Origin of the sequence: Paenibacillus sp. BK720 (assembly GCF_011761545.1) — a bacterium.
In the GTDB taxonomy this organism is placed as follows: Bacteria; Bacillota; Bacilli; order Paenibacillales; family Paenibacillaceae; genus Pristimantibacillus.
Genome location: NZ_JAASRQ010000002.1, coordinates 867,118 through 892,514 on the forward strand (window position 1 = coordinate 867,118; position 25,397 = coordinate 892,514).

Annotated in this window: 17 protein-coding genes; 15 read left to right on the forward strand and 2 right to left on the reverse strand. The window is 51.7% G+C overall.

The genetic code is table 11. The features are described from left to right. Positions 1–4: 4 nt before the first annotated feature. From FHT67_RS10565 to FHT67_RS10585, 6 genes are all read left to right on the forward strand, one after another. The gene (locus FHT67_RS10565) at positions 5–460 is read left to right on the forward strand and encodes a GyrI-like domain-containing protein (protein WP_165930619.1); all 456 of its coding nucleotides are present in this window, start codon (positions 5–7) and stop codon (positions 458–460) included. Between the two features lie 222 nt (positions 461–682). After that, positions 683–916 carry an LURP-one-related/scramblase family protein gene (locus tag FHT67_RS29945; protein WP_243867054.1) on the forward strand — a complete coding sequence of 78 codons (234 nt, stop codon included), beginning with the start codon at positions 683–685 and terminating at the stop codon, positions 914–916. Further along, positions 900–1,139 (forward strand): hypothetical protein, encoded by a 240-nt coding sequence (locus FHT67_RS29950; RefSeq protein WP_243867055.1) that lies wholly within the window; start codon positions 900–902, stop codon positions 1,137–1,139. The genes FHT67_RS29945 and FHT67_RS29950 overlap by 17 nt, the downstream gene beginning before the upstream one ends. 146 nt (positions 1,140–1,285) lie before the next feature. Continuing rightward, positions 1,286–3,481 (forward strand): cadherin-like beta sandwich domain-containing protein, encoded by a 2,196-nt coding sequence (locus FHT67_RS10575; protein WP_167197965.1) that lies wholly within the window; start codon positions 1,286–1,288, stop codon positions 3,479–3,481. Positions 3,482–3,684: 203 nt separating this feature from the next. Beyond that, positions 3,685–6,075: a beta propeller repeat protein gene (locus tag FHT67_RS10580; protein WP_167197968.1), complete on the forward strand. Its 2,391-nt coding sequence runs from the start codon at positions 3,685–3,687 to the stop codon at positions 6,073–6,075. 325 nt (positions 6,076–6,400) lie between these two features. Further along, positions 6,401–11,326 carry an S-layer homology domain-containing protein gene (locus FHT67_RS10585; protein ID WP_243867056.1) on the forward strand — a complete coding sequence of 1,642 codons (4,926 nt, stop codon included), beginning with the start codon at positions 6,401–6,403 and terminating at the stop codon, positions 11,324–11,326. A gap of 45 nt (positions 11,327–11,371) precedes the next feature. Here the strand turns inward: FHT67_RS10585 and argC are convergent, their stop codons facing one another. Further along, positions 11,372–12,307: an N-acetyl-gamma-glutamyl-phosphate reductase gene (gene argC / locus FHT67_RS10590; RefSeq protein ID WP_347880086.1), complete on the reverse strand. Its 936-nt coding sequence runs from the start codon at positions 12,305–12,307 to the stop codon at positions 11,372–11,374. Between the two features lie 180 nt (positions 12,308–12,487). Between argC and FHT67_RS10595 the strand changes: the two genes are divergently transcribed. After that, complete coding sequence (locus FHT67_RS10595; protein ID WP_167197971.1) at positions 12,488–13,225, forward strand: DUF4184 family protein; 738 nt, start codon at positions 12,488–12,490, stop codon at positions 13,223–13,225. A gap of 62 nt (positions 13,226–13,287) precedes the next feature. After that, positions 13,288–13,935, forward strand: coding sequence for an SGNH/GDSL hydrolase family protein (locus tag FHT67_RS10600; protein WP_167197974.1), 648 nt, complete (start codon positions 13,288–13,290; stop codon positions 13,933–13,935). A gap of 16 nt (positions 13,936–13,951) precedes the next feature. On the opposite strand, the gene FHT67_RS10605 is transcribed toward FHT67_RS10600, so the two are convergent. Beyond that, on the reverse strand, positions 13,952–14,881 hold the full coding sequence (locus tag FHT67_RS10605) for a helix-turn-helix domain-containing protein (RefSeq protein WP_167197977.1): 930 nt from the start codon (positions 14,879–14,881) through the stop codon (positions 13,952–13,954). Between the two features lie 123 nt (positions 14,882–15,004). Between FHT67_RS10605 and FHT67_RS10610 the strand changes: the two genes are divergently transcribed. The 7 genes from FHT67_RS10610 (at position 15,005) to FHT67_RS10640 (ending at position 25,391) form a co-directional block, all read left to right on the forward strand. Further along, on the forward strand, positions 15,005–15,892 hold the full coding sequence (locus tag FHT67_RS10610; protein ID WP_132305793.1) for a sugar phosphate isomerase/epimerase family protein: 888 nt from the start codon (positions 15,005–15,007) through the stop codon (positions 15,890–15,892). A gap of 13 nt (positions 15,893–15,905) precedes the next feature. Next, positions 15,906–16,958 carry a Gfo/Idh/MocA family protein gene (locus tag FHT67_RS10615; protein WP_167197980.1) on the forward strand — a complete coding sequence of 351 codons (1,053 nt, stop codon included), beginning with the start codon at positions 15,906–15,908 and terminating at the stop codon, positions 16,956–16,958. A 150-nt stretch (positions 16,959–17,108) separates the two neighbouring features. Continuing rightward, on the forward strand, positions 17,109–19,178 hold the full coding sequence (locus FHT67_RS10620; protein ID WP_132305789.1) for a bifunctional aldolase/short-chain dehydrogenase: 2,070 nt from the start codon (positions 17,109–17,111) through the stop codon (positions 19,176–19,178). 19 nt (positions 19,179–19,197) lie between these two features. After that, complete coding sequence (gene rhaA / locus FHT67_RS10625; RefSeq protein ID WP_167197982.1) at positions 19,198–20,457, forward strand: L-rhamnose isomerase; 1,260 nt, start codon at positions 19,198–19,200, stop codon at positions 20,455–20,457. A gap of 12 nt (positions 20,458–20,469) precedes the next feature. Continuing rightward, a complete protein-coding gene (locus tag FHT67_RS10630) occupies positions 20,470–21,942 on the forward strand; it encodes a rhamnulokinase (RefSeq protein ID WP_167197985.1) in 1,473 nt (490 codons plus the stop codon). Between the two features lie 165 nt (positions 21,943–22,107). After that, a complete protein-coding gene (locus FHT67_RS10635) occupies positions 22,108–23,835 on the forward strand; it encodes a cache domain-containing sensor histidine kinase (protein ID WP_208403215.1) in 1,728 nt (575 codons plus the stop codon). Continuing rightward, positions 23,832–25,391 carry a response regulator transcription factor gene (locus FHT67_RS10640; protein WP_167197991.1) on the forward strand — a complete coding sequence of 520 codons (1,560 nt, stop codon included), beginning with the start codon at positions 23,832–23,834 and terminating at the stop codon, positions 25,389–25,391. Before FHT67_RS10635 ends, FHT67_RS10640 begins: the two co-directional genes overlap by 4 nt. The last annotated feature ends 6 nt before the right edge of the window (positions 25,392–25,397 follow it).

A 25,397-nucleotide genomic window follows, 5' to 3' on the forward strand; every position in this document is an offset into this window, starting at 1 on the left:
TCGCGTGACCAATAAGCAATTGGAGCAAGTTGAGATTGTTACATTGGAAGAGAAGCATTTTGTGGGAGTGGCGGTTACGAATGCTTTCAAGCGAGTTAATCCTAAAAGCATACGGGAGGTCAATGACCTGTTTCTGTCCAGGATAAAAGAGATTCCGAATGTGATAAATGCAGACTGTTATGTTTGTCCTCATTTTGCCAATGATTTTCTGTTCACGTATATCTACAGCATGGAAGTTTCGCGATATGACGAAGTTCCCGAAGGAATGATCGGTTTTTCCGTTCCGAGACAGAGCTACGCAAAGGTACGGTCAACCGAGCAGGATCCTTATGCGTTAATCAAAGCCGCTCTGGAAGCGATGAACCGTAAAAACAATACGAGATCTCTAGCGCTTGAAGTATTCCGCTTCGGGGAAGAGCAGCATGTTCGCAATGCGGACGTATTTGTTCCGATTCTTTAGCCGCTTAGACCATTCTTATAATTTATATAGCAATGCGAGTGAAGGCAGCCGGGCAGTCTTCTTTTTGCCGATAGACACCCATAAGGCGTCGGAATTGCGGGAAAAATGAAACATTTTGACTTGTACCCGCGTTATACATAACATAAATAGGAAAGGTCACGGCACGCGAAAGGGGCGACTGAATTGCAATTATATTTTCGTGAGAATTTTTGGAATGCCGGTGTGACGGAGATTTTAAATGAGCAAGAACAGCAGGTTGGTCAGTTGGACATGAGAAGCGCGTTCAGCTCTGCCACTGATATCTACGGCGTTAACGGAGAACTGCTCTATAACGGGAGGTTCCCTTTCTTCTCGGGCAAATGGGAAATTAGCGGAGCCGATGGAGAGCAAGCGGGAGTGCTGAGAAGCAGACTAGCTTTTTTCTCCAAGAAATATTCCTATGATAGGACGCGGTGATTACGAGATTATTTCGCCCGCCTTTTCGAGAGAATATGACGTGATAGATGAATCCGGTAACGTTGTCGCCCAGTTCAAACAAATTAACGGTTGGTTCTCATCCGGTGCTTTCGTGCTTGATAATCATTGCGAATTTCTGGATTCCTACGAGCTTATCGCCGTAATCATCGGCATGCATGCCATGCAGAAGGCCGCGAGCAGCGCGGGAACCGCAGGAACCTAACCTTGAAATAGAAGACGCTCCAATCTGGGGCGTCTTTTCTGTTATTTAGCTCTATCCATACGTCAATCTTTGTCATATAATTTGGTAGAATTATGTCGAAAATTATATACATAAAGGAATGATCCAACATGCAGCTTAGAAAAATAATGACAATGATATGGATTGTCAGTCTCCTGCTGCCATTATCCATTAGGCATGCTTCCGCGGCGGGGAATGATGTCAATGTCCTGGCCATTTGGACGGGAGGAGAGCTATATCCGGCGTTCTCGAATGAAGTGTCGGACTATGATGTATTCATGGATAATAGCTCTAATCCTAACACTTATCTTGCTCTTATGGTAAGCGATGATCAAACGAAGTTGGAATACCGGGTAAATAACGGTACTTGGAATCCGATCCCTAATTGGATTTCGAGCGGAAATTTATTCATGAACCCGGGGCTGAACCTCATCGAGGCAAAAATTACCTCTGCCGATAATACGGTAACCCGAATCATCAGCCTTCATGTACATAGGCCGCAGCCAAACGATTCTTCCGTCAGGAAATTAAGCTTGTCGGAAGGGGCTTTATCGCCGGGCTTTGATTCCGCCAGTACAAGCTATACGGTGAACGTTCCTTATACGACTTCATCCATTGCTTTTACCCCGACTCTCACGGATGGGGATGCTTCAGCGACAGTAAATGGCCTAGTTGCGATAAGCGGTCAGGCGAGTGATGCCATTAATCTTACTGTCGGAAGCAACAATATTCCCATCCTAGCGACATCGGCAGATGGCAGCACGGTAACAACCTATACGGTAAACGTAATCCGTGCAGCGGCTAGCACAAATGCCGATCTATCCCAATTGAATCTGTCCGCCGGTTCTCTTCTTCCGTTATTTTTCAGCGGCACAACCTCCTATGCAGCCGAGGTTTCCAACAGCGTAGCGTCAACGACCGTAACGCCAACATCGGCGGAAGCCCACTCTACTATTCAGGTGAGCGTTAACGGTGGCACCGGCGAATCGGTTATTAGCGGTACGGCAAGCTCGAATTTGCCGCTTGCTGTCGGGGACAACCTCATTAAAGTTCAAATTACGGCACAGGATGGCAGCACCGTAAAAACCTATAGCATCAGCCTTCATCGCCGCAGCTCGAATGCTGATTTGTCCGGCTTGAGCCTATCGGCAGGCAACCTGGAGCCTTCCTTTAACAGCTCAACGACGGAATACGATGTTAAGGTGCCAAACGCTGCCGCCAGCTTGACCTTTAAGCCAAAGCTTGCGGATTCCTTGGCCGCGGTAGAATGGCAAATCGGCAGCGGCTCGTATATCGGCCTGGCCGACAATACGGACAGCCCCGAAATTCCGCTGCAGGAAGGATTAAACATCCTTCATATCAAAGTAACGGCAGACGAAGGCAACGCGAAAACCTATACGATCCGCATCGAGCGGCAAAGCAGCAATGCCAAGCTCAGCGGCTTGACGTTATCTGCAGGGACATTAAACCCTGCATTTGCCGAAAATACTTTCGCCTACGACACGAGCGTCGATTATACCGTTGATTCGATTACCCTAAAGCCCGTTGTCGCCGAGTCTCACGCTACCGCGGAAATAAGTTTGAATCAAGGTGCGTATACCAGTCTTGCAAGCGGGGTGAACAGCGTTCCGCTTCACTTGAATCAAGGGAGCAATACGATACAAATTAAGGTGACCGCCCAAAACGGGGCTGAACAACTCTATTCGATTATCGTCAACAGAGGATATGCGCCAACTACGCCGCCTCCGGTTCTAACACCGGATCCTCCAGCTCAGCCCGTCGGCTTTAACGATATTGCGGGGCATTGGGCAGAGAAGCTGATTGTTGACGGAGCCAAGCAAGGCTGGATAAGCGGATTTCCGGATGGAAGCTTCCGACCGGATCAAGCGGTGACCCGTCAGGAATTTGCCGTTATCGTAACGAAAGCATTAGGCCTGAAGCCGGATGCGCAAGCCGGCAGCCATACCTTCTCGGATCAAGCGGAGATTGCGCCATTTGCGGCAGATGCCGTAAATCTTGCTTATCAGAAGGGATTGATTAAAGGCTATGAGGGCGGAAGCTTCCAGCCCAATGCGGAAATTAGCCGAATGGAAATGGCGGTTATTCTCATGCGTACGGTTGGAGAGCAGGCGGTATCGGCTCCTACCGGTTTTGAGGACGATAGTTTCATTCCTGCATGGGCAAAGCCTTATGTATCGGCTGCCCGCGAATCCGGAATCGTAAACGGACGAGGCAACAATGAATTTATGCCTATGTCTACGGCTACGCGCGCGGAGGCTGTTACCATGGTGCTTCATCTGATCGATTACAACAAATCGAAATAATGGAAAGCTTCTTCGAATGCTTCGATTCGAAGAAGCTTTTTTATGTGCTGTCAGTTGTTCATGACCACTAATTTTGAACTGAATTTACATATAAATCCAAGGGTATCCGTGGAAAATGCTTTCGTTGTACGATAACAGCGGCACATAGGAAAGCGTTTTCAATTTATGTGCTAAACCAAACTTCCAACAGAGGAGAAGGTGTAATGAGGAGAAAGGCTGCAGGTATCATTGCAATGATCGCGCTAGTCGCAGGTTTATTCAGCAATGGAGTTATGGCTTCAACCGGCACCAAATCGCAGGACTACGACTGGGGGAGAGTAAAGACCGTTGGCGGAGGATTCGTCCCCGGAATCATCTACAATCCTTCGGAGAAGTATCTGGTATATGCCAGAACGGATATTGGCGGAGCTTACCGCTGGGACAAAAAGACGAATACTTGGAAGCAGCTGCTTGATTGGGTAGGCTATGACAATTGGAATATGGCCGGCGTGGCGAGCCTAGCGACCGATCCGGTAGATCCGAACAGGGTTTACATCGCCGCAGGCACGTATTCGAATGATTTTACGGATCAGAACGGGGTTATGCTTCGCTCCACGGATAAAGGCGAGACTTGGAAAAAGACCGTTATGCCGTTCAAATTCGGCGGCAATATGCCCGGCCGTTCCATGGGCGAACGCTTGACGGTTGATCCGAATAATAACAGCGTTCTGTATTTTGGCGCGCGTAACGGCAACGGATTATGGCGAAGCACCGATTACGGCGCGACCTGGAGCAAAGTTACCTCTTTTACGGCAGGGCAAAACGTAAAGGATTATTATGGCGGGGAGGTCGGACCGGTATGGATCGCCTTTGATGCAGCAACCGGGAAAAAGGCTGACTCGAAGCATAAGAAATCGGCGCAAACGACACAAACGATTTACGTGGGCGTTGCGGACACGGTTCAGAGCATTTACAAGAGTACGGACGGCGGCGCTACGTGGGCACCGGTTGCCGGACAGCCGAAGGAAGGGTTTGTTCCGCATCATGGCGTTCTTACGGCTGACGGGAAGCTGTATATAACGTATAACAGCGCGATTGGCCCTTACGACGGTCCGGCCTGGAACGGAACGAAGGCCGGTTCGGTCTGGAAGCTCGATACGAATACCGGAGCATGGACGGATATCAGTCCGGCTGTCATTGCTCCAACCGATGTTAGCGGCGTACCATCTTATCCGTTTGGGGGACTCGCCGTAGATCCGTCCAATCCCAATACGGTAATGGTCGCAACGATGAATATGTGGTGGCCGGATGAGCATATTTTCCGCAGCACGGACGGTGGAGCGACCTGGACCTCCTTCTGGACGATGGGGGAAGGCTGGTCGAGGGTGAACAAGTATGACATGGATTACTCGCAATCTCCTTGGCTGGACTGGGGCAGAACGTCTACTCCAACGGATGTCGAGCAAAATCCGAAGCTGGGCTGGATGATCGGCGATCTTGAGATTGATCCGTTTAATCCGGATCGTCTTCTGTACGGTACGGGCGCTACGCTATTCGCTGCGGATCATTTGACGGCATTGGACAGCGATAACGGTGATAAGGTGAAGGTTTCCGTTCATGCCGAAGGAATAGAAGAAACGGCGGTTCTCGGACTGATCAGCCCTCCGGAAGGCGCGCACCTCATCAGCGCAATGGGCGACATTGGCGGCTTCCGGCATGTGGATCTGGACAAAGCGCCAACCATGATCACGAATCCGTACTTTGGCACAAGCACGGACCTGGATTATGCCGAGCTGAATCCGAATCTGATCGTTCGGGTAGGCAATGCGGAGAATAAAGATGCCCGGTTAGGCCTCTCTACGGATAATGGGGTAACCTGGACGCCTGCTTCCAATGCGTGGGCAGATGCGGACGGGGATAAAACGCAAGGCGGAACGGTTGCCCTTAGCGCCAACGGAAATACGATCGTATGGGCTCCAAAAAGCGCTTCGGCAGACATAAGCAGACCGGTAAGTTACTCGAAAGACCAAGGGAAGTCCTGGACAGCTTCGGCCGGTATTCCGGATGGGGCAACGGTATCGTCGGACCGCGTAAACTCCTCCACATTTTACGCTTATGCAGACGGGGCTTTTTATGTGAGCAAGAATGGCGGGGAGTCCTTCGCTAAATCCGTCAAAGCCGTTAACCTGCCGTCAAAGCTGAACAGCAAGTTCAAGGCGGTTCCGGGTGTTGAAGGCGATATTTGGCTTGTTGCGGCGAAAGATAATACAAACACGCAAAGCGAATACGGCATTTTCCATTCTACCGATTCGGGCGCTACCTTTGCTAAGTTGAAAAATGTGCAGGAAGCGGCGATGATCGGTTTAGGCAAAGCCGCACCGGGTAAACCGTATATGTCGTTATACATGAACGGGCGTATCGACGGCAAGTTTGGATTCTACCGGTCGGATGACGCGGGCCGCAGCTGGATTAGGATTAATGATGACCTTCATCAATATGCGAATGCGACTCAAGCCATTACAGGCGATCCGCGCGTATACGGGCGTGTGTATATCGGTACGAACGGTTATGGCATTGTGCGAGGGGATATCGCGGATCAAAAGAGAAAGAAATAGTGTGCGCAAACATCCGGTACGGTGACGTACCGGATGTTTTATTATTTGCAGTTTGAAATCGATTTCAAATATCGCTCCATGCTGCAATAGGGAGTTTAATATATTTAACGCTATAAAATGGCGATTTTAACTTGAAGACGGTTCATTTTATCTAAACAAGTTATTGAAATCGATTTCAATTGATGATATTATCCAATTCAGGAAAGCAGCAAGACATACATCATGGGAATCAAAAAAGAAAGGGGAGGAGGAAGCAAGGCTTATTCAATAGTTGATCCACTAGTAACCACAATATTACAAAACTTTCTTGAGAGGGGCTTGAAGCATGGAAGTAAGCCTGTGGAAACGGATGGCCGCGCAGAGCCTGGTCGCCGGTCTTGTTGTCTCCAGCTTTACCGGCATTGCGCTGCCGGCGGTAGCGGCAGATTCCGGTGATCCGGTGAATGTATGGATGACCACCGGAGACAAGAGCAATTTGTTAACCAAGCAGCCGGATGTCGCGTTCGAAACAAGCGGCGCGCCGTCGGAGCTGACGATTGACGTAGACGAGAAAACCAAGTATCAGACGATTGACGGCTTCGGAGGCGCTCTAACGGATTCTTCGGCGTATGTCATTTCCCGAATGGATAATCAGGCGAAAGACGCTATGATGAATAAGCTGTTCAGCCGCGAAGGCGACGGCGTAGGCTTTAGTTATATGAGACTGCCGATGGGCGCAAGCGATTTTGCAACCAGCATCTATACTTACGACGATATGCCCCCGGGAGAGACGGATCCGGATCTGGAGCATTTCTCGATTGCTCATGACAGCGCATACATTATTCCGTTCCTCAAGCAGGCGCTGCAAATCAACCCGGATTTAAAAATTATGGGCACGCCTTGGAGCGCGCCGGGCTGGATGAAAACAACGGACTCATCGGTTAAAGGAAAGCTGAAAGAGGAATATTACGGGGTTTACGCGCAATACTTCGTTAAATTCATTGAAGCCTACGAAGCGGAAGGAATTCCAATTGACGCCGTCACGCTTCAGAACGAACCGCATTTCGAACCGGCCGATTACCCGGGGATGAGAATGGAACCGGAGGATCAAGCGAAGTTCGTAAAGGATTATCTGGGACCTGCGTTTGAAGAGGCTCAAATCGATACCAAAATTGTCGTCTGGGATCATAACTGGAGCGAGCCGGACTACCCGATCGGGGTTCTGAACGACCCGGACGCGAAAAAGTATATTGCCGGTTCCGCCTTCCACGGCTATTCGGGCAATGTCAGCGCGCAATCGCTTGTTCATGACCTGCATCCGGACAAAGATATCTACTTTACGGAAAGCTCCGGCGGTGAATTCGCGCCCGATTTTGCCGGCAACGTGCAGTGGGATACTCAGAATCTGATTATTGGCGCTGCCCGCAACTGGGCTCGCACATCGCTCAAATGGAATATTGCGCTTGACGAGAATAATGGTCCGTATGTCGGCGGATGCTCGGACTGCCGCGGTATCGTAACGGTTGACAGCGGCACGGATGAAGTCAAATACAATGAAGAGTTTTATGCTTTTGGGCAGGCCAGCAAATTTGTTCTGCCGGGAGCACAGCGGATTAAGTCCAATACATTCGGCGCGGGCAGCATCGAGGATGTTGCGTTCGTCAATAAGGACGGTTCCAAAGTTCTGTTAGCCTTGAACTCGTCGAAGCAGCCGAAGGACTTTAAAGTACGCTGGGGGTCCAAAAGCTTCGTGTATACGCTTCCTGCCGGCGCCGTAGCCACCTTCGTATGGAACGGAACGCAGGACAGCGCGGCTTCAATCAGCCCTTATGCGGCCCTGCAGGCTGAAGATTACAGTGAAATGAACGGCGTAACAACCGAAGTGACCACGGACACCGGCGGCGGCCTTTCTGTCCATGCAACGGGGGATGGCAGCTACATCGCATTTGACAGCGTTGAATTTCTGAATGGAACGGCAAGCGTGAAGGTGAGAGCGCAATCGCAGGGCGACGGCGGCATCGAGTTCCGTCTCGACCGTCCGGACGGCGCATATGCCGGCGGCGTTGATCTCACGGAAACAAGCGGTGCATGGATTACAAAAGCCGCTCAAGCGGAGGCCGTAAGCGGCAAACACAAATTGTATGTCGTATTCCGAGGCAAGGTAAATCTGAACTGGCTTCAGTTCTCTTATGATTTTGTGCAAAGCAGCTATAACTATTTGAGCATAGGAGGCAGCTTTGAAGAAGGCGGACTTGCCGGGTGGAATGGCTGGACCCCGGAAGGTCAAGCAACCGCCCAAAAAGCGGACAGGGATAATCCGAGAACCGGGTCGTTCAAGCTTACGCATTATTTAGGCGGCAGCACGCCATATGAACAGACCACTTACCGCACGGTGAAGGTTCCTAACGGGACGTATAAAGCATCCGTCTGGTATCAGAAGGGCGGCGATACGAACGTAAGCCTGGAAGCGAAGAAATACGGCGGCGCCGATCTGAGCGTGGCAGCGGCAACAACGGCTTACGTAGGGTCATGGACGCAAATCGTTATTCCGGAAATTCAGGTGACAAACGGACAAGTGGAGCTGGGTATCCATTCCCTCAATAAGGGCGGCGAATGGGCTGCATTTGACGACGTGGAATTGATTCCGGTTATTGCAAAAGCTCCAGCTGCCGCACAAGGCACGAACGCTCCGGAGGCGCCTCAAGGCGTCAAGGCAGAGCTGGACGGCGGTCATAATATCAAGCTGTCCTGGACAGAAGTCCCGGATGTGGACGGTTATAAAGTCTATCGCTCTACCGCGGATTCGGAAACCTCGGCAAACGGGGTATATCCGGATTACCGTCTGATTGGACTCGCGGCCGGAGAGGCGACCGGTTATGCGGATCAAGGTCTTCGAGGCAGTACGCTCTATTCCTACCGCGTTACGGCATTTAACGCAAACGGCGAGTCTGCGGCAAGCTCTTCCGCAAACGCAACTACAGCGGCAGGTTCGGATTCCGCAGCACCGTCGGCACCGGTTGGCCTTACAGCGGAGCCTGGAATCGAACAGGTTAAATTGGCTTGGGAGCCAAACGTCGAGAGCGATTTCCTGAAGTACAACATTTATGTCAACGGCTTTAAACGGGCATCGGTTGATCCCGCTCCGTCATCCGTCTATACGGTGACAAACCTGAAGGCAGGCACGCTTTATAGCTTTACTGTAAAAGCGGTAGACCAGGCTGGCAACGAATCGGCGGCAAGCAATGCGGTCACCGAGACGCCTACGGTAGCAAGCGTTCCGGTGCCTTTTCCGGAGAGCAATCTCGATTTCGAGACAACGGGCAGCGATGGCAAGCCTACCCTTGCCCCATGGCAGGAGTGGCATCCGGGTACGCAGTCGAATGCTTCGTCAATCGACAACGATAACCCGCGCGGCAAATATAAAATGACTCATTGGTCCGGCTCGGCTTACCAGCAATCGAACTATCAGACGCTTGCCGTTCCAAACGGCTTGTATAAAGTTCAAGTGTGGGTAAGGACGGGCGGCGGACAAAACAAGTTCCAGCTTGAGGTATCGGGCTACGGCGAGAACGCGCCGCAGCTGACGAAAGACATGAGAGGCGCAAGCGGCAGCGTATATACTGCGTATGCGATCGACCGTATCGAGGTAACAAGCGGCAAGCTGCAAGTCGGCGTCTTCTCGGATGCGAAAGCCGGCAACTGGGCGGCGATCGACGATTTCGAAATCTACCGTTATCCGGATGCTACCGTAAGCGTAACAGGCGTAACGCTGGATAAAGCTCAGCTTGCCCTCGATCTGTCCGGCACCAAGACGGGCACGCTCACCGCAACGATTCATCCGGACAATGCGGAGAACCATAACCTTTACTGGAGCAGCAGCAATTCATCGGTTGCATCGGTGTCGGATGGCGTGGTATCGGCAAAAGGTACAGGTACGGCTCAAATAACCGTTACAACGGAGGACGGAGGCTTCACGGCAACAGCAATCGTGAACGTAACAAGCGGCGGCTCAACAACGACTCCATCCGCTGGCGGAGGAGTAACGACCGGCCCTGTCGTCACGTCTTCCGGCACCGGATCCACCATCAGCGGGTTTACGGCAACAACCGAAACAGCTCCTGACGGAGAGTCGGCATCCGTTGTAAATGTGGATGCAGTTACTCTAGCAAGCGCAGCTCAAGGCGGCAACGCGCACTCGATTACAGTCGATTTGACTGAACTGAACGGGCAAAGCAACCGGCAGGCAGAATTCCCTGTCTCTGCGCTTGCCGAGCTCTTGAAGAACAACAAGGCTTTGTCGATCACCGTCAAAACCGGCCTGGGAACGTATGAGCTTCCTTTGCAGGCCCTGTTCAGCAACTCCATAACAAACGAACAACAGCTTCGCATAGGAATCAGTCCGGTGTCCGATGCGGTTAAGCATGCAGGCGAGGTGGCTATTTCGAAGCAAGACGGCACATTGGTTGGCGCTCCCGTACAATTTAACGTTTGGGCAGGCAGCCATTCGAATTGGCAGGAGGTTAAGAGCTTTGGCAAGCAGTACGTAACCCGTACGATTCCGCTTGGCAAACCCGCCTTGAAGCCAACCGCAGCTGTTGTAATCGGTTCGGACGGCTCGGCAACTCCGGTGCCAATAACGTTTGTTACCGATGCAAACGGTAACGTTACCGCGGTAATCCGCACGAATCATAACAGCGTCTACGCGGTATTGGCAATAAACAAATCGTTTGCCGATACGAAAGGGCATTGGGCTGAAAAAGAGATTAGCGCTCTTGCTTCGAGCTTCATTCTGCATGGTGAAACCGCCGATCGATTTGCTCCTGAGCAGCAGTTAACCCGTGCGGAGTGGGTGGCGATGCTGACGCGGGCTCTTGGCTTGACAGCAGGCAGCCCGGCAAGCAGCTTTAAGGATGTAACCGCGAATGCCTGGTATGCCGACGCGGTAGAGGCAGCAACAGAAGCGGGTATCATTCAAGGCTTTACGGACGGAACGTTTCGTCCGAATGACAAAATCACAAGACAGCAGCTTGCCGTAACCGCGGCTAATGCCCTTGCTTTTGCGGGCAAGTCGCAAGCAGCCGGCGCAGATCAGCTTGCGGCCTTGAAGGATGGCAGCGAAATCGCAGCCTGGGCAGCCGACGCGGTGGCGTTATCGCTGAAATCCGGACTGATTAAAGGGACGCCGGAAGGTTACTATTACCCGGATAAAACGGCAACGCGCGCGGAAGCGGCAACGATCCTGTACAGACTGATTTCAACGGTTCAAGTTTAATAAACAGCAGAGCCGGCTATCCCATGGATAGCCGGCTTCTTTTTGTTAGAGGATCAGACCGGACGCTTCGTCAAATCCCAGCATCAAATTCATATTTTGAATAGCAGCACCCGAAGCTCCCTTGCCTAGATTATCGTATCTCGAAACAATCGTAATATGATCGTCCTGTCCGAAAACAAAAATTTCTAGCCGGTTCGTGTTCATGCCTTCGCCAATCAGAAAATGACCGTCCTCCAAATAGGCTTCCGAATCGTAGGGCATGACCTGAACAAATCGTTCCGATTCGTAATAGGCGGCCAATATTTCATGCACTGTTTTTGCGGATGCTTTTTTAGCCATGCTTCTTCCTGTTAACGGAACCGTCATTGCCAGTCCTTGGGGATAATTTGCTTTGATAGGGGTGAATAATGGCTCATACTCAAGTCCTGAGAACATGGCCATTTCGGGTAAATGCTTATGTTTATGCAGCAAAGAATAAGGCCTCGGAACCTGGAGTTTAGTGATGGAAGCTGAGTCTGCATGCTCGTATTCGTCAATTCCGCTTTTTCCGGCCCCCGTATAGCCCGAGATCGAATAACAGGAAGCGGGATAGTCCTTCTGAAGGACACCTGATTCTATTAAGGGTCTAACCGAGAGGATAAAGCCGGTGGCATGGCAGCCTGGCACGGAAATTCTCGATGAGGATTTTATCCGTTCCCGCTGGTGTTTCAATTCCGGCAACCCATATGCCCAGTTTTTGTCCGTTCTGAACAATGAGCTTGCGTTGATTAATTTCGTCTTGTCATTTTTGACAAGCGAGATGGATTCTTTGGCAGCCGAATCGGGAAGACAGAGGAATGCGAGATCCGCATCATTAAGTAGTTTTTCCCGTTCTTTGGGGTCCTTTCTTTTCGCGGGATCAATTTTTAGAATTTCAATCGATGAAAAACGGGTCAAATAATCAAGCAGCTTGAGGCCAGTTGTCCCTTCTTGACCATCCACAAATACGGTGTGCGTCATAATCAACCTCCACGTAAGAATATAAATACATTTACTTGAATAAATATACACGCAGTTTTTGTGGATGACCAGTCTTTTTAAATTTATGAAAATCTTGTAACCTTTTGCTTTTCCGTTCGTCTATAACCTTTAGAAATAAAGTATAGATTGGAGCCCGAAGGGATGCCTTATACGTTAGCTCATCCGATATTTGCTTATCCGTTAAAAATGATAAATAGAAAATTTTTGAGCGTCACGGGCCTGGTGCTGGGCAGCATGGGGCCGGACATGGAGTATTTTGTGCGCCTCGAGCCATATCAGTCCATCGGGCATACGGCAGCGGGCTTGTTCCTGCAGGTTATTCCTCTCAGCCTCGTTCTTGGACTTTTGTTTCATTATGTGGTCAAATCCTCGCTTGCGCTCCATTTGCCGTCGTTGTTTGATCTCGATAAACGCGCCTATCATCTGATCGACAGGTGGGATGTGGGAAGCTTTAAGGCGTGCTTCTTCTATCTGCTATCCGTGATTATCGGGTTCTATACGCATATCCTGGTCGACGGGTTTACGCATGAGAGGGGTTATTTTGTTCATCATTTGGATATTTTGAACCGGATTGTTTTTCTGAATCTGCCTCTATTTAAAATGCTGCAGTACAGCTTCTCTCTGCTGGGATTGTCAACCATAACGGTCACGATCCTTATCAGGCTGTATAAAAGTAACCCCAAGAATGACGATATTTTTGCCGTGCCTTCCTATCAAAAGTGGTTGTACTGGATGATTGTGTTTCTATGGGTAGTGCTGCTCACGGTATTGAAATTAAATGCCAGCGGTCTGCCGGCTATCAGTATTTTGGCAGTTGCCCCTGTCTCGGGAGTTTGCGTTGGTCTCGTGGCCGCTTCCATGATTTACAGAAGATCGTAGTCTTCTATAAAATGGGTGGGAAAGCTTTATATTTACTTCATATGCGGAGGGGAAGTTTTAGAATGGGGAAAGTGATTTTGTTCCAAGGCGATTCCATCACGGACTGCGGACGTTCTAGGGACGGGTATGCGGGCCAGCTGCTCGGGCAAGGGTACGCGTGTCATATCGCCGGTCGGCTGGGCTGCGAGCAAGCGGAGGCCGGTCATCAATTCATTAACCGGGGCATTAGCGGGAACCGGGTATCCGATCTGTATGCGCGCTGGAATGAAGATGCGATTGCGCTTAAGCCGGACCTGCTCAGCATCTTGATCGGGGTGAACGATACATGGCGCATCATGGACAAGCTGCCTAGCGGCGCAACGGATCGTTTCGAGCGGGCTTACCGCGTTCTGCTGGAGGAGACGAAGGAAGTATTGCCGCATACCGGGCTTGTTCTATGCGAACCGTTCGTGCTGCGGACAGGCGTAACCGCCCGGGAGTGGAACGGCTGGCGCGATAGGGTAGAAAGGCAGAGCGAGGTTGTGAAGCAATTAGCCGAAGAGTATCAGGCGGTATTTGTGCCCTTCCAGCAGGCTTTCGATCAAGCGGCGGAAAAAGCTGAGCCTGATTATTGGCTGTTTGACGGCGTGCATCCAACGGCGGCCGGCCATTATTTAATGGCATCCGAGTGGCTGAAGGCGGTGCAAAACAGCCCGTTTGCCATTCATTAACCCGATGGAAATCCCCTTAGGCGATTGGCACGCTTAAGGGGATTTTGTTTGCGTCGGACAGCTGTTTTCTCAGCTGGGAAGGGGCAACGCCTTTGTACTTCTTGTACATCTTCGTAAAATAATTGGAGTTGTCGCAGCCGACGCGGCCCGCTATCTCGGTAATGGAAAGTTCGCCGGCGAGCAGCAGCCGCTCCGCTTCATTTACCCGGCATACATTGACGTAGTCGATAAAGGTGCGGCCGGTCAGCTTTTTGAACATTTTGCAGAAATGATGGACGTTCAGGTTCATCCGTTTTGCCGCATCGGCGACCGTCTGCTTGTCCGCAAAGCTGGCTTCTATGTACTCGATTAATGCCTTGAACTGTTCGCGGTTATGCACGTATCGATTGGTCGCCTGCTCCGGAAGCTGCTGCGGAAGAAATTTGCGGGACAGCAATGTGAGCAGCATATGAAGCTGGGACTTCACCATCAGCTGATAAGCGGGCTGCTTCGCCTTAAACTCCGAATTGGCCTGATCCAGCAAGTAATAATTGTCCGCGCAGGACGGATCGAGCAGAGTTGGCTTAACCGGGAGCTGAACGCGGCCCTCCAAATAAGGCAGAACATATTTCGTATGAAGGGAATCCTGCATCCAATTCTGGAAGAGGGAGCTGTTATAGACGATAGCCAGATACGAGATATCCCCTTCGCATAGACTGTAGCCGACATGAAGCGCACCGGCCGGCACAAATAAAACATCCCCCGGATATGCCTCGTACGATTCGCTGTCGATATGAAAGACGGCACTGCCTTGCTGCATGACGATAATTTCGAAATGCTCATGCCAATGCAAATAGAGAATCAGCTCGCCCGGCTTCTTCTGAAGAGCGCGGTTCGAAAAAAATTGAACCGGGTGCATTTTCTCGTCTATGCGAGTATTCTCGCGCAGTTCCTTCGGATAACTCATGAAAGACTCAACTCCACAATATAGGACTAGTAAAACACAAGAATGGTCGAGAATCGTCCATTTTCCCGCGCTATACTGAGGGTGCATTCAAAATTAATCCACCAAAATAGGAGTGGTAATGATATGACGAACATACTTCGGATCGGAACATTGGTTGGCGGAGGCGACGCGGTACGCGTTATTCCTCAGATTGCTCCTCACGGCTTCGAATCGTATAGCTTGACGTTCTGGCAAACAACGGGCGGCACGGATCTGGTTGAGACGGCGAAGCGGGTTCGCGAGCTGTCGGATGAATACGGTTTCATTATATCGACGGTTGGCATCTTTGGCAATCCGTTGACCGGTGCGGGTAATAACGCGGATACCCTTGCCAGCTGGGAAAGGCTGATCGATCATGCGCATTTGTTCGGGACGGACATCGTGTCCGGCTTTACCGGGCGATTGACCGGCGAATCGATTGCCAGCTCTATTCCGCGGTACGCGGAGGTGTTCGGAGAACTGGGCAAGCGGGCGGCGGATAAGGGAGTCCGAATTGCGTTCGAGAATTGCGATATGGGCGGCACTTGGGAGACCGGAGATTGGAACATCGCGCATAACCCGACGGCTTGGGAAATGATGTTTAACGCGATTCCGTCCGACAATATCGGTCTGCAGTGGGAGCCATGCCATCAGATGGTCTCGCTGATCGATCCGATTCCGCAGCTACGCAAATGGGTGGACAAAGTGTTCCACGTCCATGGCAAGGACGCAACCATCGCATGGGATATCGTAAAGGAATACGGCATTCATGGTCCAAAACCGTTCGTCTGGCACCGGACGCCGGGCTTTGGCGATACGAACTGGACCGATATCATTACGATACTCAGACAAGCAGGCTATCAAGGAACGATCGATATCGAAGGCTGGCATGATCCGGTTTACCGCGACGAGCTGGAAATGACGGGACAAGTCCATGCCTTAAATTATTTGAAGCAATGCCGCGGCGGACAGTTTGTGCCGAATCCGAAATAGGGAGTGCATGCGAATGAGCGCAACGTATAAAGTTGTAGTAGCGGGCTGCGGAGGCATGTCGAACATCTGGATCGATACGGCCATCGAGCGCGATGATACCGAGATTGTAGCTTTAGTCGATATTAAGCTGGAGTTTGCCGAGAAAATGAGGGAGAAGAAGAGCCTGAGCTGCCCTACTTTTACCGATCTTGCAGAGGCTATTCAGCAGACCGGCGCTAATCTCGTCTTTGACGTGACGATACCGGCAAGCCATCACCGAATCGCAAGCACGGCCATGCAGCTTGGCTGCAACATCTTTGGGGAGAAGCCGCTCGCGGAAACGGCGGAGGAGTGCAAGGATCTGATCCGGATTGCGGAGGAGACGGGAAAATCCCATGCCGTCATGCAGAACAGGCGGTTTGATCCCCGGATTCGCGCGCTGCGGCATCTGCTGGAAACGGGTACGATTGGCAAGCCGGGATTCGTGAACGCGGATTTCTTCCTGGGGCCGCATTTCGGCGGATTCCGGGAAACGATGGCAAGCCCGCTGCTGCTGGATATGGCGATCCATACGTTTGACCAAGCCCGTCTTATACTGGGAGCGGACCCGGTGTCGGTTTATTGCCATGAATTTAACCCGCCGGGCTCTTGGTACGAAGGGGCAGCCGCCGCTGTCTGCATCTTCGAAATGTCGGACGGCTCGGTGTTCAATTACCGGGGTTCCTGGTGTGCGGAAGGCGCGAATACGTCTTGGGAAGCGGACTGGAGAATCACCGGCGAGAAGGGTACGGCGATATGGAATGGGCATGATGCGCCGTATGCGGAAGTCGTCGCGCCGGAACCGCAGGATGGGAAATTCATCAAATCGTTTGTGAGGATAGACGCCGATTCTGGAGTCATGGATGCCCATTCGGAAAGAACCGGGCATCCGGGCTGTCTGGACGAAATGTTCCTTTCTCTTCAGGAAAACCGCAGGGCGGAAACCGACAGCCGGGATAACCAATACAGCATGGCTATGGTTAATGCGGCACTGGAAAGCGCGCGGACCGGACAAAAAGTAACGATTGCGGATTTTATTCAAAGGTAGCGGATTGCAAGGAGCGGGGAGCGTGAGCTGTCCCGCTCTTTTGTTTTTGAATATATTTGTTTATGCCCGAAATATTTTTGTTTTCAAATATAAACAAACATGTTACTATCAAAACATAAAGATAAAACAACGTATTCGGAGGTAAACAAAATGGTACAAAGCTTATGGCAATCATCTAAAGCATCTGAATTTACGAACGGACTCGATCAATTGGTTTATCGCTCTAACCTGATCGGAGCAGACCGCCGCGTGTGCAACATTTACGGCGGCAATACTTCCACGAAAACAACGGTAAAAGATTTCCGCGGCCGCGATATTGAAGTGATGTACGTGAAAGGCAGCGGTTCGGACCTTGGTTCGATGAAAGCGGCGAACTTCACCGGTCTCCGCATGGAGGATATCCGTCCATTGTTCGAACGCGATGCCATGACAGACGAAGAGATGGTTGCTTACCTTGGCAATTGCATGATCGACGCGAAGCATCCGCGTGCTTCGATCGAGACGCTGCTGCATGCCTTCCTGCCATTCAAGCATGTGGACCATACGCATCCGGATGCGATTATCAGCCTGTGCTGCGCGGATAACGGCCGCCATCTGGCGGAAGAGATTTTCGGCAACCGCTTCGTATGGGTGCCTTACGTGCGTCCTGGCTTTACTCTTTCGAAAATGATCGCGGAAGGCGTGTTGGCTAATCCGAATGCCGAGCTTGTTCTGATGGAGAAGCATGGCCTCGTAACTTGGGGCGAAACATCCGAGGAATGCTACGCGCAGACCATCAAGATTATTAATGAAGCGGAAGCTTTCATCGAAGCTCGCGTCAACGAAGCCAAATTGTTCGGGGGCGTGAAGCATGAAGCGCTTCCGGCAGAGATTCGCCGTCAAATCGTATCGCAGGTAATGCCTACGATCCGCGGTGCCGTATCCGACGTGAAGAAAATGATTCTCTCGTTCGACGATCAAGACGATGTGCTGGCTTTCGTTGGCGGCGCGGACGCTCCGCAGCTGTCGCAAGTAGGCGCAGCCTGCCCCGACCATCTCGTTCACACGAAGGTTGTTCCGCTCTTTATCGATTGGACGCCTAACGCGGAGGATATCGATGGCCTGAAGTCGAAATTGATTGAAGGCGTTGCCGCTTATAAAGAGCAATACAAAGCTTATTTCGAGGAAAACAAAAACGAAGGCGACGTGATGTTCGAAGCGGCTCCTCGCGTGATCCTGATTCCTGGTATTGGCATGATCAACACGGGCAAGAGCTGGGCGCTGTCGCAAGTGAGCGGCGCTTTGTACCACCGTGCCATTTCCGTTATGCGCGGCGCGACGGCGCTTGGCAACTTCGTGTCGCTGAGCGCGAACGAGTCGTACAACGTGGAATACTGGCCGCTTGAGCTTTACAAGCTGTCGCTGGCTCCGGCTGAAGCCGAATTCTCCCGCAAGGTTGCCTTTATTACGGGCGGTGCCGGCGGGATCGGCAGCGAGACGGCCCGCCGCCTCGTATCGGAAGGCGCGCATGTCGTGCTGGCCGACTTGAATCTGGAAGGCGCTGAGAAGGTTGCGCAGGAAATTAACGACAAATACGGCGAGAACCGCGCTTATGCCGTGAAAATGGACGTTACGGACGAGCAAGCGGTACAGGCAGCTTATGCGGAAGTAGCCCTCGTCTACGGCGGCGTGGATATTATCGTCAACAACGCTGGCCTGGCAACATCCAGCCCGTTTGACGAAACCTCCCTCAAAGAATGGAATCTGAATATTAACGTCCTTGGAACCGGTTATTTCCTTGTTGCCCGCGAAGCGTTCAAGCTGATGAAGCAGCAGGGCATTGGCGGCAACATGGTGTTCATCGGCTCCAAAAACTCGATCTTCGCAGGCAAAAGCGTTACGGCTTACAGCTCGGCGAAAGCGCTGGAAGCTCATCTGGCACGCTGCATCGCTGCGGAAGGCGGCGAATTCGGCATTCGCGTCAATACGATTCTGCCGGATGCGATACTGCAGGGCTCCGCGATCTGGAATGGCGCATGGCGCAACGAACGCGCCGCGGCTTACGGCATCGAGCCGGACCAATTGGAAGAGCACTACCGCAAACGGACTACGCTGCTCGTCAATATTTATCCGAGAGATATCGCCGAAGGCATTGCTTTCTTCGCATCCTCGAAATCGGACAAAACAACCGGCTGCATGCTGACGATTGACGGCGGCGTACCGGCTGCATTCACACGCTAAGAAGGAGGCCCCCATACCGATGGACCAAAATGTAAAGCAAGCTTACGAAGCGGCGAAAGCATTGTACGCCCAGCATGGGATTGATACGGATGAAGTACTGCGCAAGCTGGAGACGGTCAAAGTCTCCATGCATTGCTGGCAAGGCGACGACGTAAAAGGTTTCCTGAACGCGGACCAGGAATTGACCGGCGGCATTTCGGTTACCGGCCAATATCCGGGCGCGGCACGAACGCCGGAGGAGCTTCGCTCCGATCTGGAGAAAGCCTTCTCCCTCATTCCGGGCAAGCATAAAGTAAACCTTCACGCGATCTATACGGATACGAGCGAGAAGGTTGAGCTGGATCAGCTTGAACCTCGTCATTACGAAAACTGGGTAACCTGGGCGAAGGAGCAAGGGCTTGGACTCGACTTTAATCCAACCTGCTTCTCTCACGAGAAATCGAGCGACGGCTTTACGCTCAGCCATCCGGATCCGGAGATCCGCCAGTTCTGGATTGACCACTGCAAGGCTTCCCGCCGAATCGGAGCTTACTTTGGCGAGCAGCTGGGCCAGACCTGCGTGACCAACGTCTGGGTTCCGGACGGCTTCAAGGATAATCCCGTAGACCGGATGACTCCGCGCAAACGACTGAAAGCTTCGCTTGATGAAGTGTTTGCGGAGCCGCTTGATCCGAAATACAACCTGGATGCGGTGGAGAGCAAGCTTTTCGGGCTTGGTTCGGAAGCGTATGTCGTTGGCTCCCACGAATTTTATATGGGCTACGGCTTGCAGAATAACAAGCTGATCTGTCTGGATGCGGGTCATTTCCATCCGACGGAGGTCATCTCGAATAAGCTGTCATCTCTTGCTCTGTTCACAAGCGGCATTCTTCTTCACGTGAGCCGTCCGATGAGATGGGACAGCGACCATGTCGTCATCATGGACGATGAGCTGCTTGAGATCGGCAGAGAGCTGGTTCGTCATGATCTGCTGGGCACAACCCATATCGGTCTCGATTTCTTCGATGCCAGCATTAACCGCGTAGCCGCTTGGGTGGTTGGCACGCGCAACACTATCAAGGCTTTGCTACGCGCGATGCTCGAGCCGGTGGAAACGCTGAAAAAAATGGAGCTGGAAGGCGACTATACGACGCGCCTTGCGCTCACCGAAGAGTTCAAATCGTATCCGTTTGGCGCGATCTGGGATTACTATTGCGCGACAAAAGGCGTTCCGGTGCGCGAGCAGTGGATCAGCGAAGTGAAAGAATACGAACGAAACGTATTGCAAAAGCGCGGTTAGGAGGGCGACCGTTTGTCGGACATATTGGCATTTGACCTCGGTGCAAGCAGCGGAAGAGCGATCCTTGGCCGTCTGAAGGACGGCAAGATCGTAACCGAAGAGCTTCACCGCTTTCCTAACGATCCGGTGCAGACGGGCGACCGTCTGCACTGGGATATTCTGCGGTTGTACCATGAGATCAAGCAAGGCCTGCTTAAAGCCAAGCATAAAGGGGTAGTGCCGCAAAGCGTCGGCATTGATTCCTGGGCGGTTGACTACGGACTTATCGCCGCAGACGGAAGTTTGCTTGGCAATCCTCTTCATTATCGCGACCTTTCAAGCGCCGGCATGATGGAGAGACTTCAGGATGAATTAACGCCTGCGGAAATCTTCAAGCGGACGGGCATTCAGTTCCTGCCGTTTAATACGATCTATCAGCTTTATGCAGCCAAAGTTCATCAATCTCCGCAGCTTGCCGCAGCGAAGCGTTTCCTGATGATTCCGGATCTGCTTCGGTATTTCCTGACCGGCGAAATGCACAACGAGTTTTCCAACGCAACGACCACTCAACTCTACAATCCGCTCAAGCGGCAATGGGATGAGGGTTTGCTTAAGCATCTTGGCTTGCCGGAGTCCTTGTTCGGACAAGTGCTTCAGCCCGGATCGAGAGCCGGGTATTTGCAGCCATCCGTTCAGGAGGAGCTTGGACTTGGCCCGATTGCGGTTCATGCCGTGGCGGAGCATGATACGGCATCGGCCGTTGTCGCCGTACCGGCGCTTGAACGCTCCTTCGCTTACTTAAGCTGCGGAACATGGTCGCTGCTCGGAACGGAGATCCAGGAGCCGATTATGACGGCGGAAGCGGAGCAGCTTAATTTTACGAATGAAGGCGGCTTTGGCGGTACTTACCGTCTGTTGAAGAACATCATGGGCTTATGGATTCTGCAGGAGAGCAGGAGGGAATGGGAGCGTTCCGGACAGGAGTACAGCTTCCCCGAGCTTGTTAAGCATGCGGGCGAAGCTCCTGCGTTTACGGCCTTTATCGACCCGGACGATCCCGTGTTTATGGCGCCAGGCGATATGCCGGCGAGAATCAAGGCCTATTGCCGGAAGACGAATCAGCCGGTTCCGGAGGATGCAGGCACGCTTGTCCGCTGCGTATTGGAAAGCCTGGCTTTCAAATACCGTTACGTGCTGGAGTTGACGGAACGGTTGTCCGGCCAGCAGTTTAACGGTCTTCATATGGTAGGCGGCGGCATTCATAATACGCTGCTGTGCCAATGGACGGCAAATGCGATCGGCAAGCCGGTATGGGCTGGACCCGCGGAAGGAAGCGCGATTGGCAATCTGGCGGTTCAATGGATTGCCGGAGGCGAATTCGCGGATATATGGGAAGCCCGCCGCGTTATCAGGGATTCTTTCCCGGTTACGGTTTACGACCCTGAACAAGGGGATGCATGGTATGATGGATACGGACGATTCCTGGAGATTACAGCGCTCCGTTAAGAGTCTATCCACCAGTGACCTAGCGTAAAAGCAAGTATTTACGGGCAGCGGTACTGCGGGGATTAACTCGCTGTATTTGCTGCCTTTTCTTCATTTCCGATGCTTGCGCATGATGACTGGGGGGACCACGTTTTGAGGCAGGGGATATTAGCTTTCTATTATAATTTGCGCATCAAGTATAAAATAATCGTCCTGCTAGCTTTTATGATGGCGGTTATCGGCATTGCAACCTTTGCGGTCATGAAGTATGCCTTTCACGCCTACGACAAGGAAATTTACAAGCAATCGGCCAGCGCCCTGAACAGCGCTTCGCTAGGCGTCGAGAAGGAGCTCCGCAATATGGAGAAGATCTCCTTCAAGATCGCGACGGACAGTTATATTCAGGATTATTTGAGCGAGATCAAGGCAGGCGGCTCCGAATACAGCAATTATCTGACCGCGGTTAATATACGGCAAAGGCTCTTGACCTTCACCAGCAACGAGAAATATATACTGTCGTTTCATGTGATGGATGTTTTCAAGAAGCAATATGGAAACGGTTACAAGATGATTAATTTGTCAACCGAGCGCAACGCGCAAGTGGTAAACGAAACCAACAAAACAAACGGCGGCGTACAGTTCGTCTTTCCGGATTACGGAGATAACGCGCTGATTGCGGGCCGGGAAATCCGCAGGGTGGACGGGCTGGAGCTGGATCATCTGGGCAATATGGCGGTCAGAATCGACATTGACCGGCTTTATAGCGATCTTGTAACCTCGGCAGACAATTCCAAAGCGTATTTTGCCATCATGCAAAAGGGCGGCAATTTGGTCTATCCGCATGATCAGCCTAACGGAATGAATCTGACCTCCTTGCCGTTAACCGGACAGCAGGGCTTCAAGATAGTATCGTTGTCGGGCAAAAAATATTTCATCACTTATTATTCCTCCGGCTATTTGGATTGGGTGTACGTAAACGTAATGCCTTACGATCAGATCTTCCATACAACGGAATCGGCTAAAAATACCGTTATTATCGTGTATATTCTGCTTTCGGTTCTTATTTTGGGGGCCGCGCTCAGCTTCTCCCGCTCCATAACGGGGCCTATAGAACGGCTGAATCAGAGAATGAAGCGAATTCAGCTTGGACATTTCGAATTTGCGGAAGAGCCGGAGGAGCGCAATCTCGCGAAGGATGAAGCCGGCCAGCTGCAGCGCAACTTCCGGATGATGGTGGGACGAATTGACGAGCTGATCAACGAAAATTACGTAAAGCAGCTGACGATCAAGGATACGGAATTCAAAGCGCTGCAGGCGCAGATTAATCCGCATTTTTTGTACAATACGCTGGAATCCATTAACTGGTCAGCCAAAATCGCCGGGCATAAGCAGATCTCCATTATGGTCGAATCGCTGGGTTACTTGCTTCGCAGCACGATCAGCCACAAGCAGCCAACCGTGACTCTCGAAGATGAAATGCGGCTGGTCAGCCATTACATTGCGATCCAGCATATCCGATTCGAAGAGCGGCTTGTCTTCGAGAACCGGATCCCCGACCGTCTGTCAGGCGTCTATGTGCCGAAGCTCAGCCTGCAGCCGCTGGTCGAGAACGCGATCCATTACGGGCTGGAGCAAATGATCGAAGCTTGCGTCATCACGATTACGGCCGAAGAATACGAAGGCGGCATTGCCATCACCGTTGCGGATAACGGTCCGGGGCTTGCGCCGGATGTCATTGAACGGCTTAGAAACGGAGAAATCGAGCCGAGGGGAACGGGAATCGGCCTGCGCAACATTGAGGACCGTATCAAGATGCTGTTTGGAGAAGCCTATGGCATTCGGGTAGAAAGCGTTCCGCAGCGGGACACACGGATTATCTTGTATCTGCCAATCGAAATGGGGGAGAGAATATGAAGCATAAAGTGCTGCTGATTGACGACGAACGGATTATTCTGGAGGGTATCGCTTCTCTCATGGACTGGGATAAATACGGGACGCAGCTTGCCGGTACGGCGCGCAACGGATTGGAAGCGCTGCAGTTTATCGAGACGCAGCCGCCGGACATTATTATCAGCGATATCCGCATGCCGGGGATGGACGGCCTTAGTCTGGTGAAGCGGGTGAAGGAGGCTTATCCGCATATCGCGTGCATTATGCTTAGCGGCTTTGGCGATTTCGAATATGCCCGTCAAGCGATGCAGTACGGGGTCAAGCATTATTTGCTGAAGCCCTGCAACGAAAATACGATTGCCGAAGCGATAGTGTCGGTCGTAGAGCAGCTTGATCAGGAACGAAGTACCGATGCCTTCCTGCAGCGCATGCAGGAGGAGCTGAAGAAGGTGCTGCCCAGCGCGAAGGAGCAATTCCTGAAGGAGTATGTTACGAACAAGCGCTACGGGCGCCGCGAATGGGACGAGTACGGCAGGCTGTTCGGCATTCAGCTCGAGAATCTGGAAGCCCGGCTGCTTTTGTGTCAGCTCGAGGGTCCTTTCGAGTTCGATCATCTGTTTGCGTTGAAAAATATCGCAGAAGACATAATCGGCAAGCCTACCATTCTGCTCAGCACTACGATAGGCAGTCAGCTGCTGATCTTGATTCGGGATCAGTATCCCGAAAGCGAGCTGCTGAGCATTTTGGCGGATGTCAAACGGACTTTCACGGGGTATTTCAAGCTGGATACAACCATAGCGATCAGTGATGCCGGCGAGCTGGCGGAAGCCCGGAAAATGTACATGGATACGCGAAGCTGTCTGAATCATCGCTTCTATTTAGGCGGGGGAAGCCTCATCACGGTTCGGGACATCCAGCAGCAGGATGAGCAAGAGGAGCAGGCTTTTCTGTTTGACGATACGCAGCTCTGCATGGCGGCCAAATCAGGCAACTGGGAAGAGGTGAACAAGGAGCTTGAGGAAGCATTCCGGATTCTGGCGGAGCTTAGGCTGGATAACTCCACGGCCAAATCGTATGTGATTCCCTTGTACGTAGCGTTAATCCGGCAGGCGGAGCCAAAGCGGATGAACGAATATTTGCAGCTGCTGGCCAAGCTTGAATCCCTCAGCACCTTGCAGGCGCTGCAAAGCTTTGTAGAGGAGGCCGCAAAGCGGATTTGCCAGGAGAACTACGAGATACAATCCTGCAGGCATTCGGGAATCATTCAAAAAATGATGAATATCGTCAGCGAGCATTTGAGCAATCCGGCGCTTTCCCTGCAGTGGGCGGCAAGCGAGATATTGTACATGAATGCGGATTACTTAGGCAAGCTGTTCAAAAAAGAGACCGGGGATAAATTTTCGAATTATGTCATGAAAACGCGAATGGACAAAGCGCTCGAGCTAATCGAGGCAAGCAGCGACGTTAAAGTATTTGAACTGGCGGAGCAGCTTGGATTCGGCGACAATCCTCATTATTTCAGCCAGGTCTTTAAGAAATATACCGGAAAGTCACCATCGGATTTCAAGAAATTCTCTTAAACAAGA

Coding starts and splice junctions, on each gene's coding strand:
- FHT67_RS10605 (WP_167197977.1), bottom strand. CDS start 14,881: ATGAGTTATCCGAAGGAACTGCGCGAGAATACTCGCATAGACGAGAAA.
- FHT67_RS10610 (WP_132305793.1), top strand. CDS start 15,005: ATGACGAACATACTTCGGATCGGAACATTGGTTGGCGGAGGCGACGCG.
- FHT67_RS10600 (WP_167197974.1), top strand. CDS start 13,288: ATGGGGAAAGTGATTTTGTTCCAAGGCGATTCCATCACGGACTGCGGA.
- FHT67_RS10640 (WP_167197991.1), top strand. CDS start 23,832: ATGAAGCATAAAGTGCTGCTGATTGACGACGAACGGATTATTCTGGAG.
- FHT67_RS10620 (WP_132305789.1), top strand. CDS start 17,109: ATGGTACAAAGCTTATGGCAATCATCTAAAGCATCTGAATTTACGAAC.
- FHT67_RS29950 (WP_243867055.1), top strand. CDS start 900: ATGATAGGACGCGGTGATTACGAGATTATTTCGCCCGCCTTTTCGAGA.
- FHT67_RS10585 (WP_243867056.1), top strand. CDS start 6,401: ATGGAAGTAAGCCTGTGGAAACGGATGGCCGCGCAGAGCCTGGTCGCC.
- FHT67_RS10595 (WP_167197971.1), top strand. CDS start 12,488: ATGCCTTATACGTTAGCTCATCCGATATTTGCTTATCCGTTAAAAATG.
- FHT67_RS10580 (WP_167197968.1), top strand. CDS start 3,685: ATGAGGAGAAAGGCTGCAGGTATCATTGCAATGATCGCGCTAGTCGCA.
- FHT67_RS10575 (WP_167197965.1), top strand. CDS start 1,286: ATGACAATGATATGGATTGTCAGTCTCCTGCTGCCATTATCCATTAGG.
- FHT67_RS10615 (WP_167197980.1), top strand. CDS start 15,906: ATGAGCGCAACGTATAAAGTTGTAGTAGCGGGCTGCGGAGGCATGTCG.
- rhaA (WP_167197982.1), top strand. CDS start 19,198: ATGGACCAAAATGTAAAGCAAGCTTACGAAGCGGCGAAAGCATTGTAC.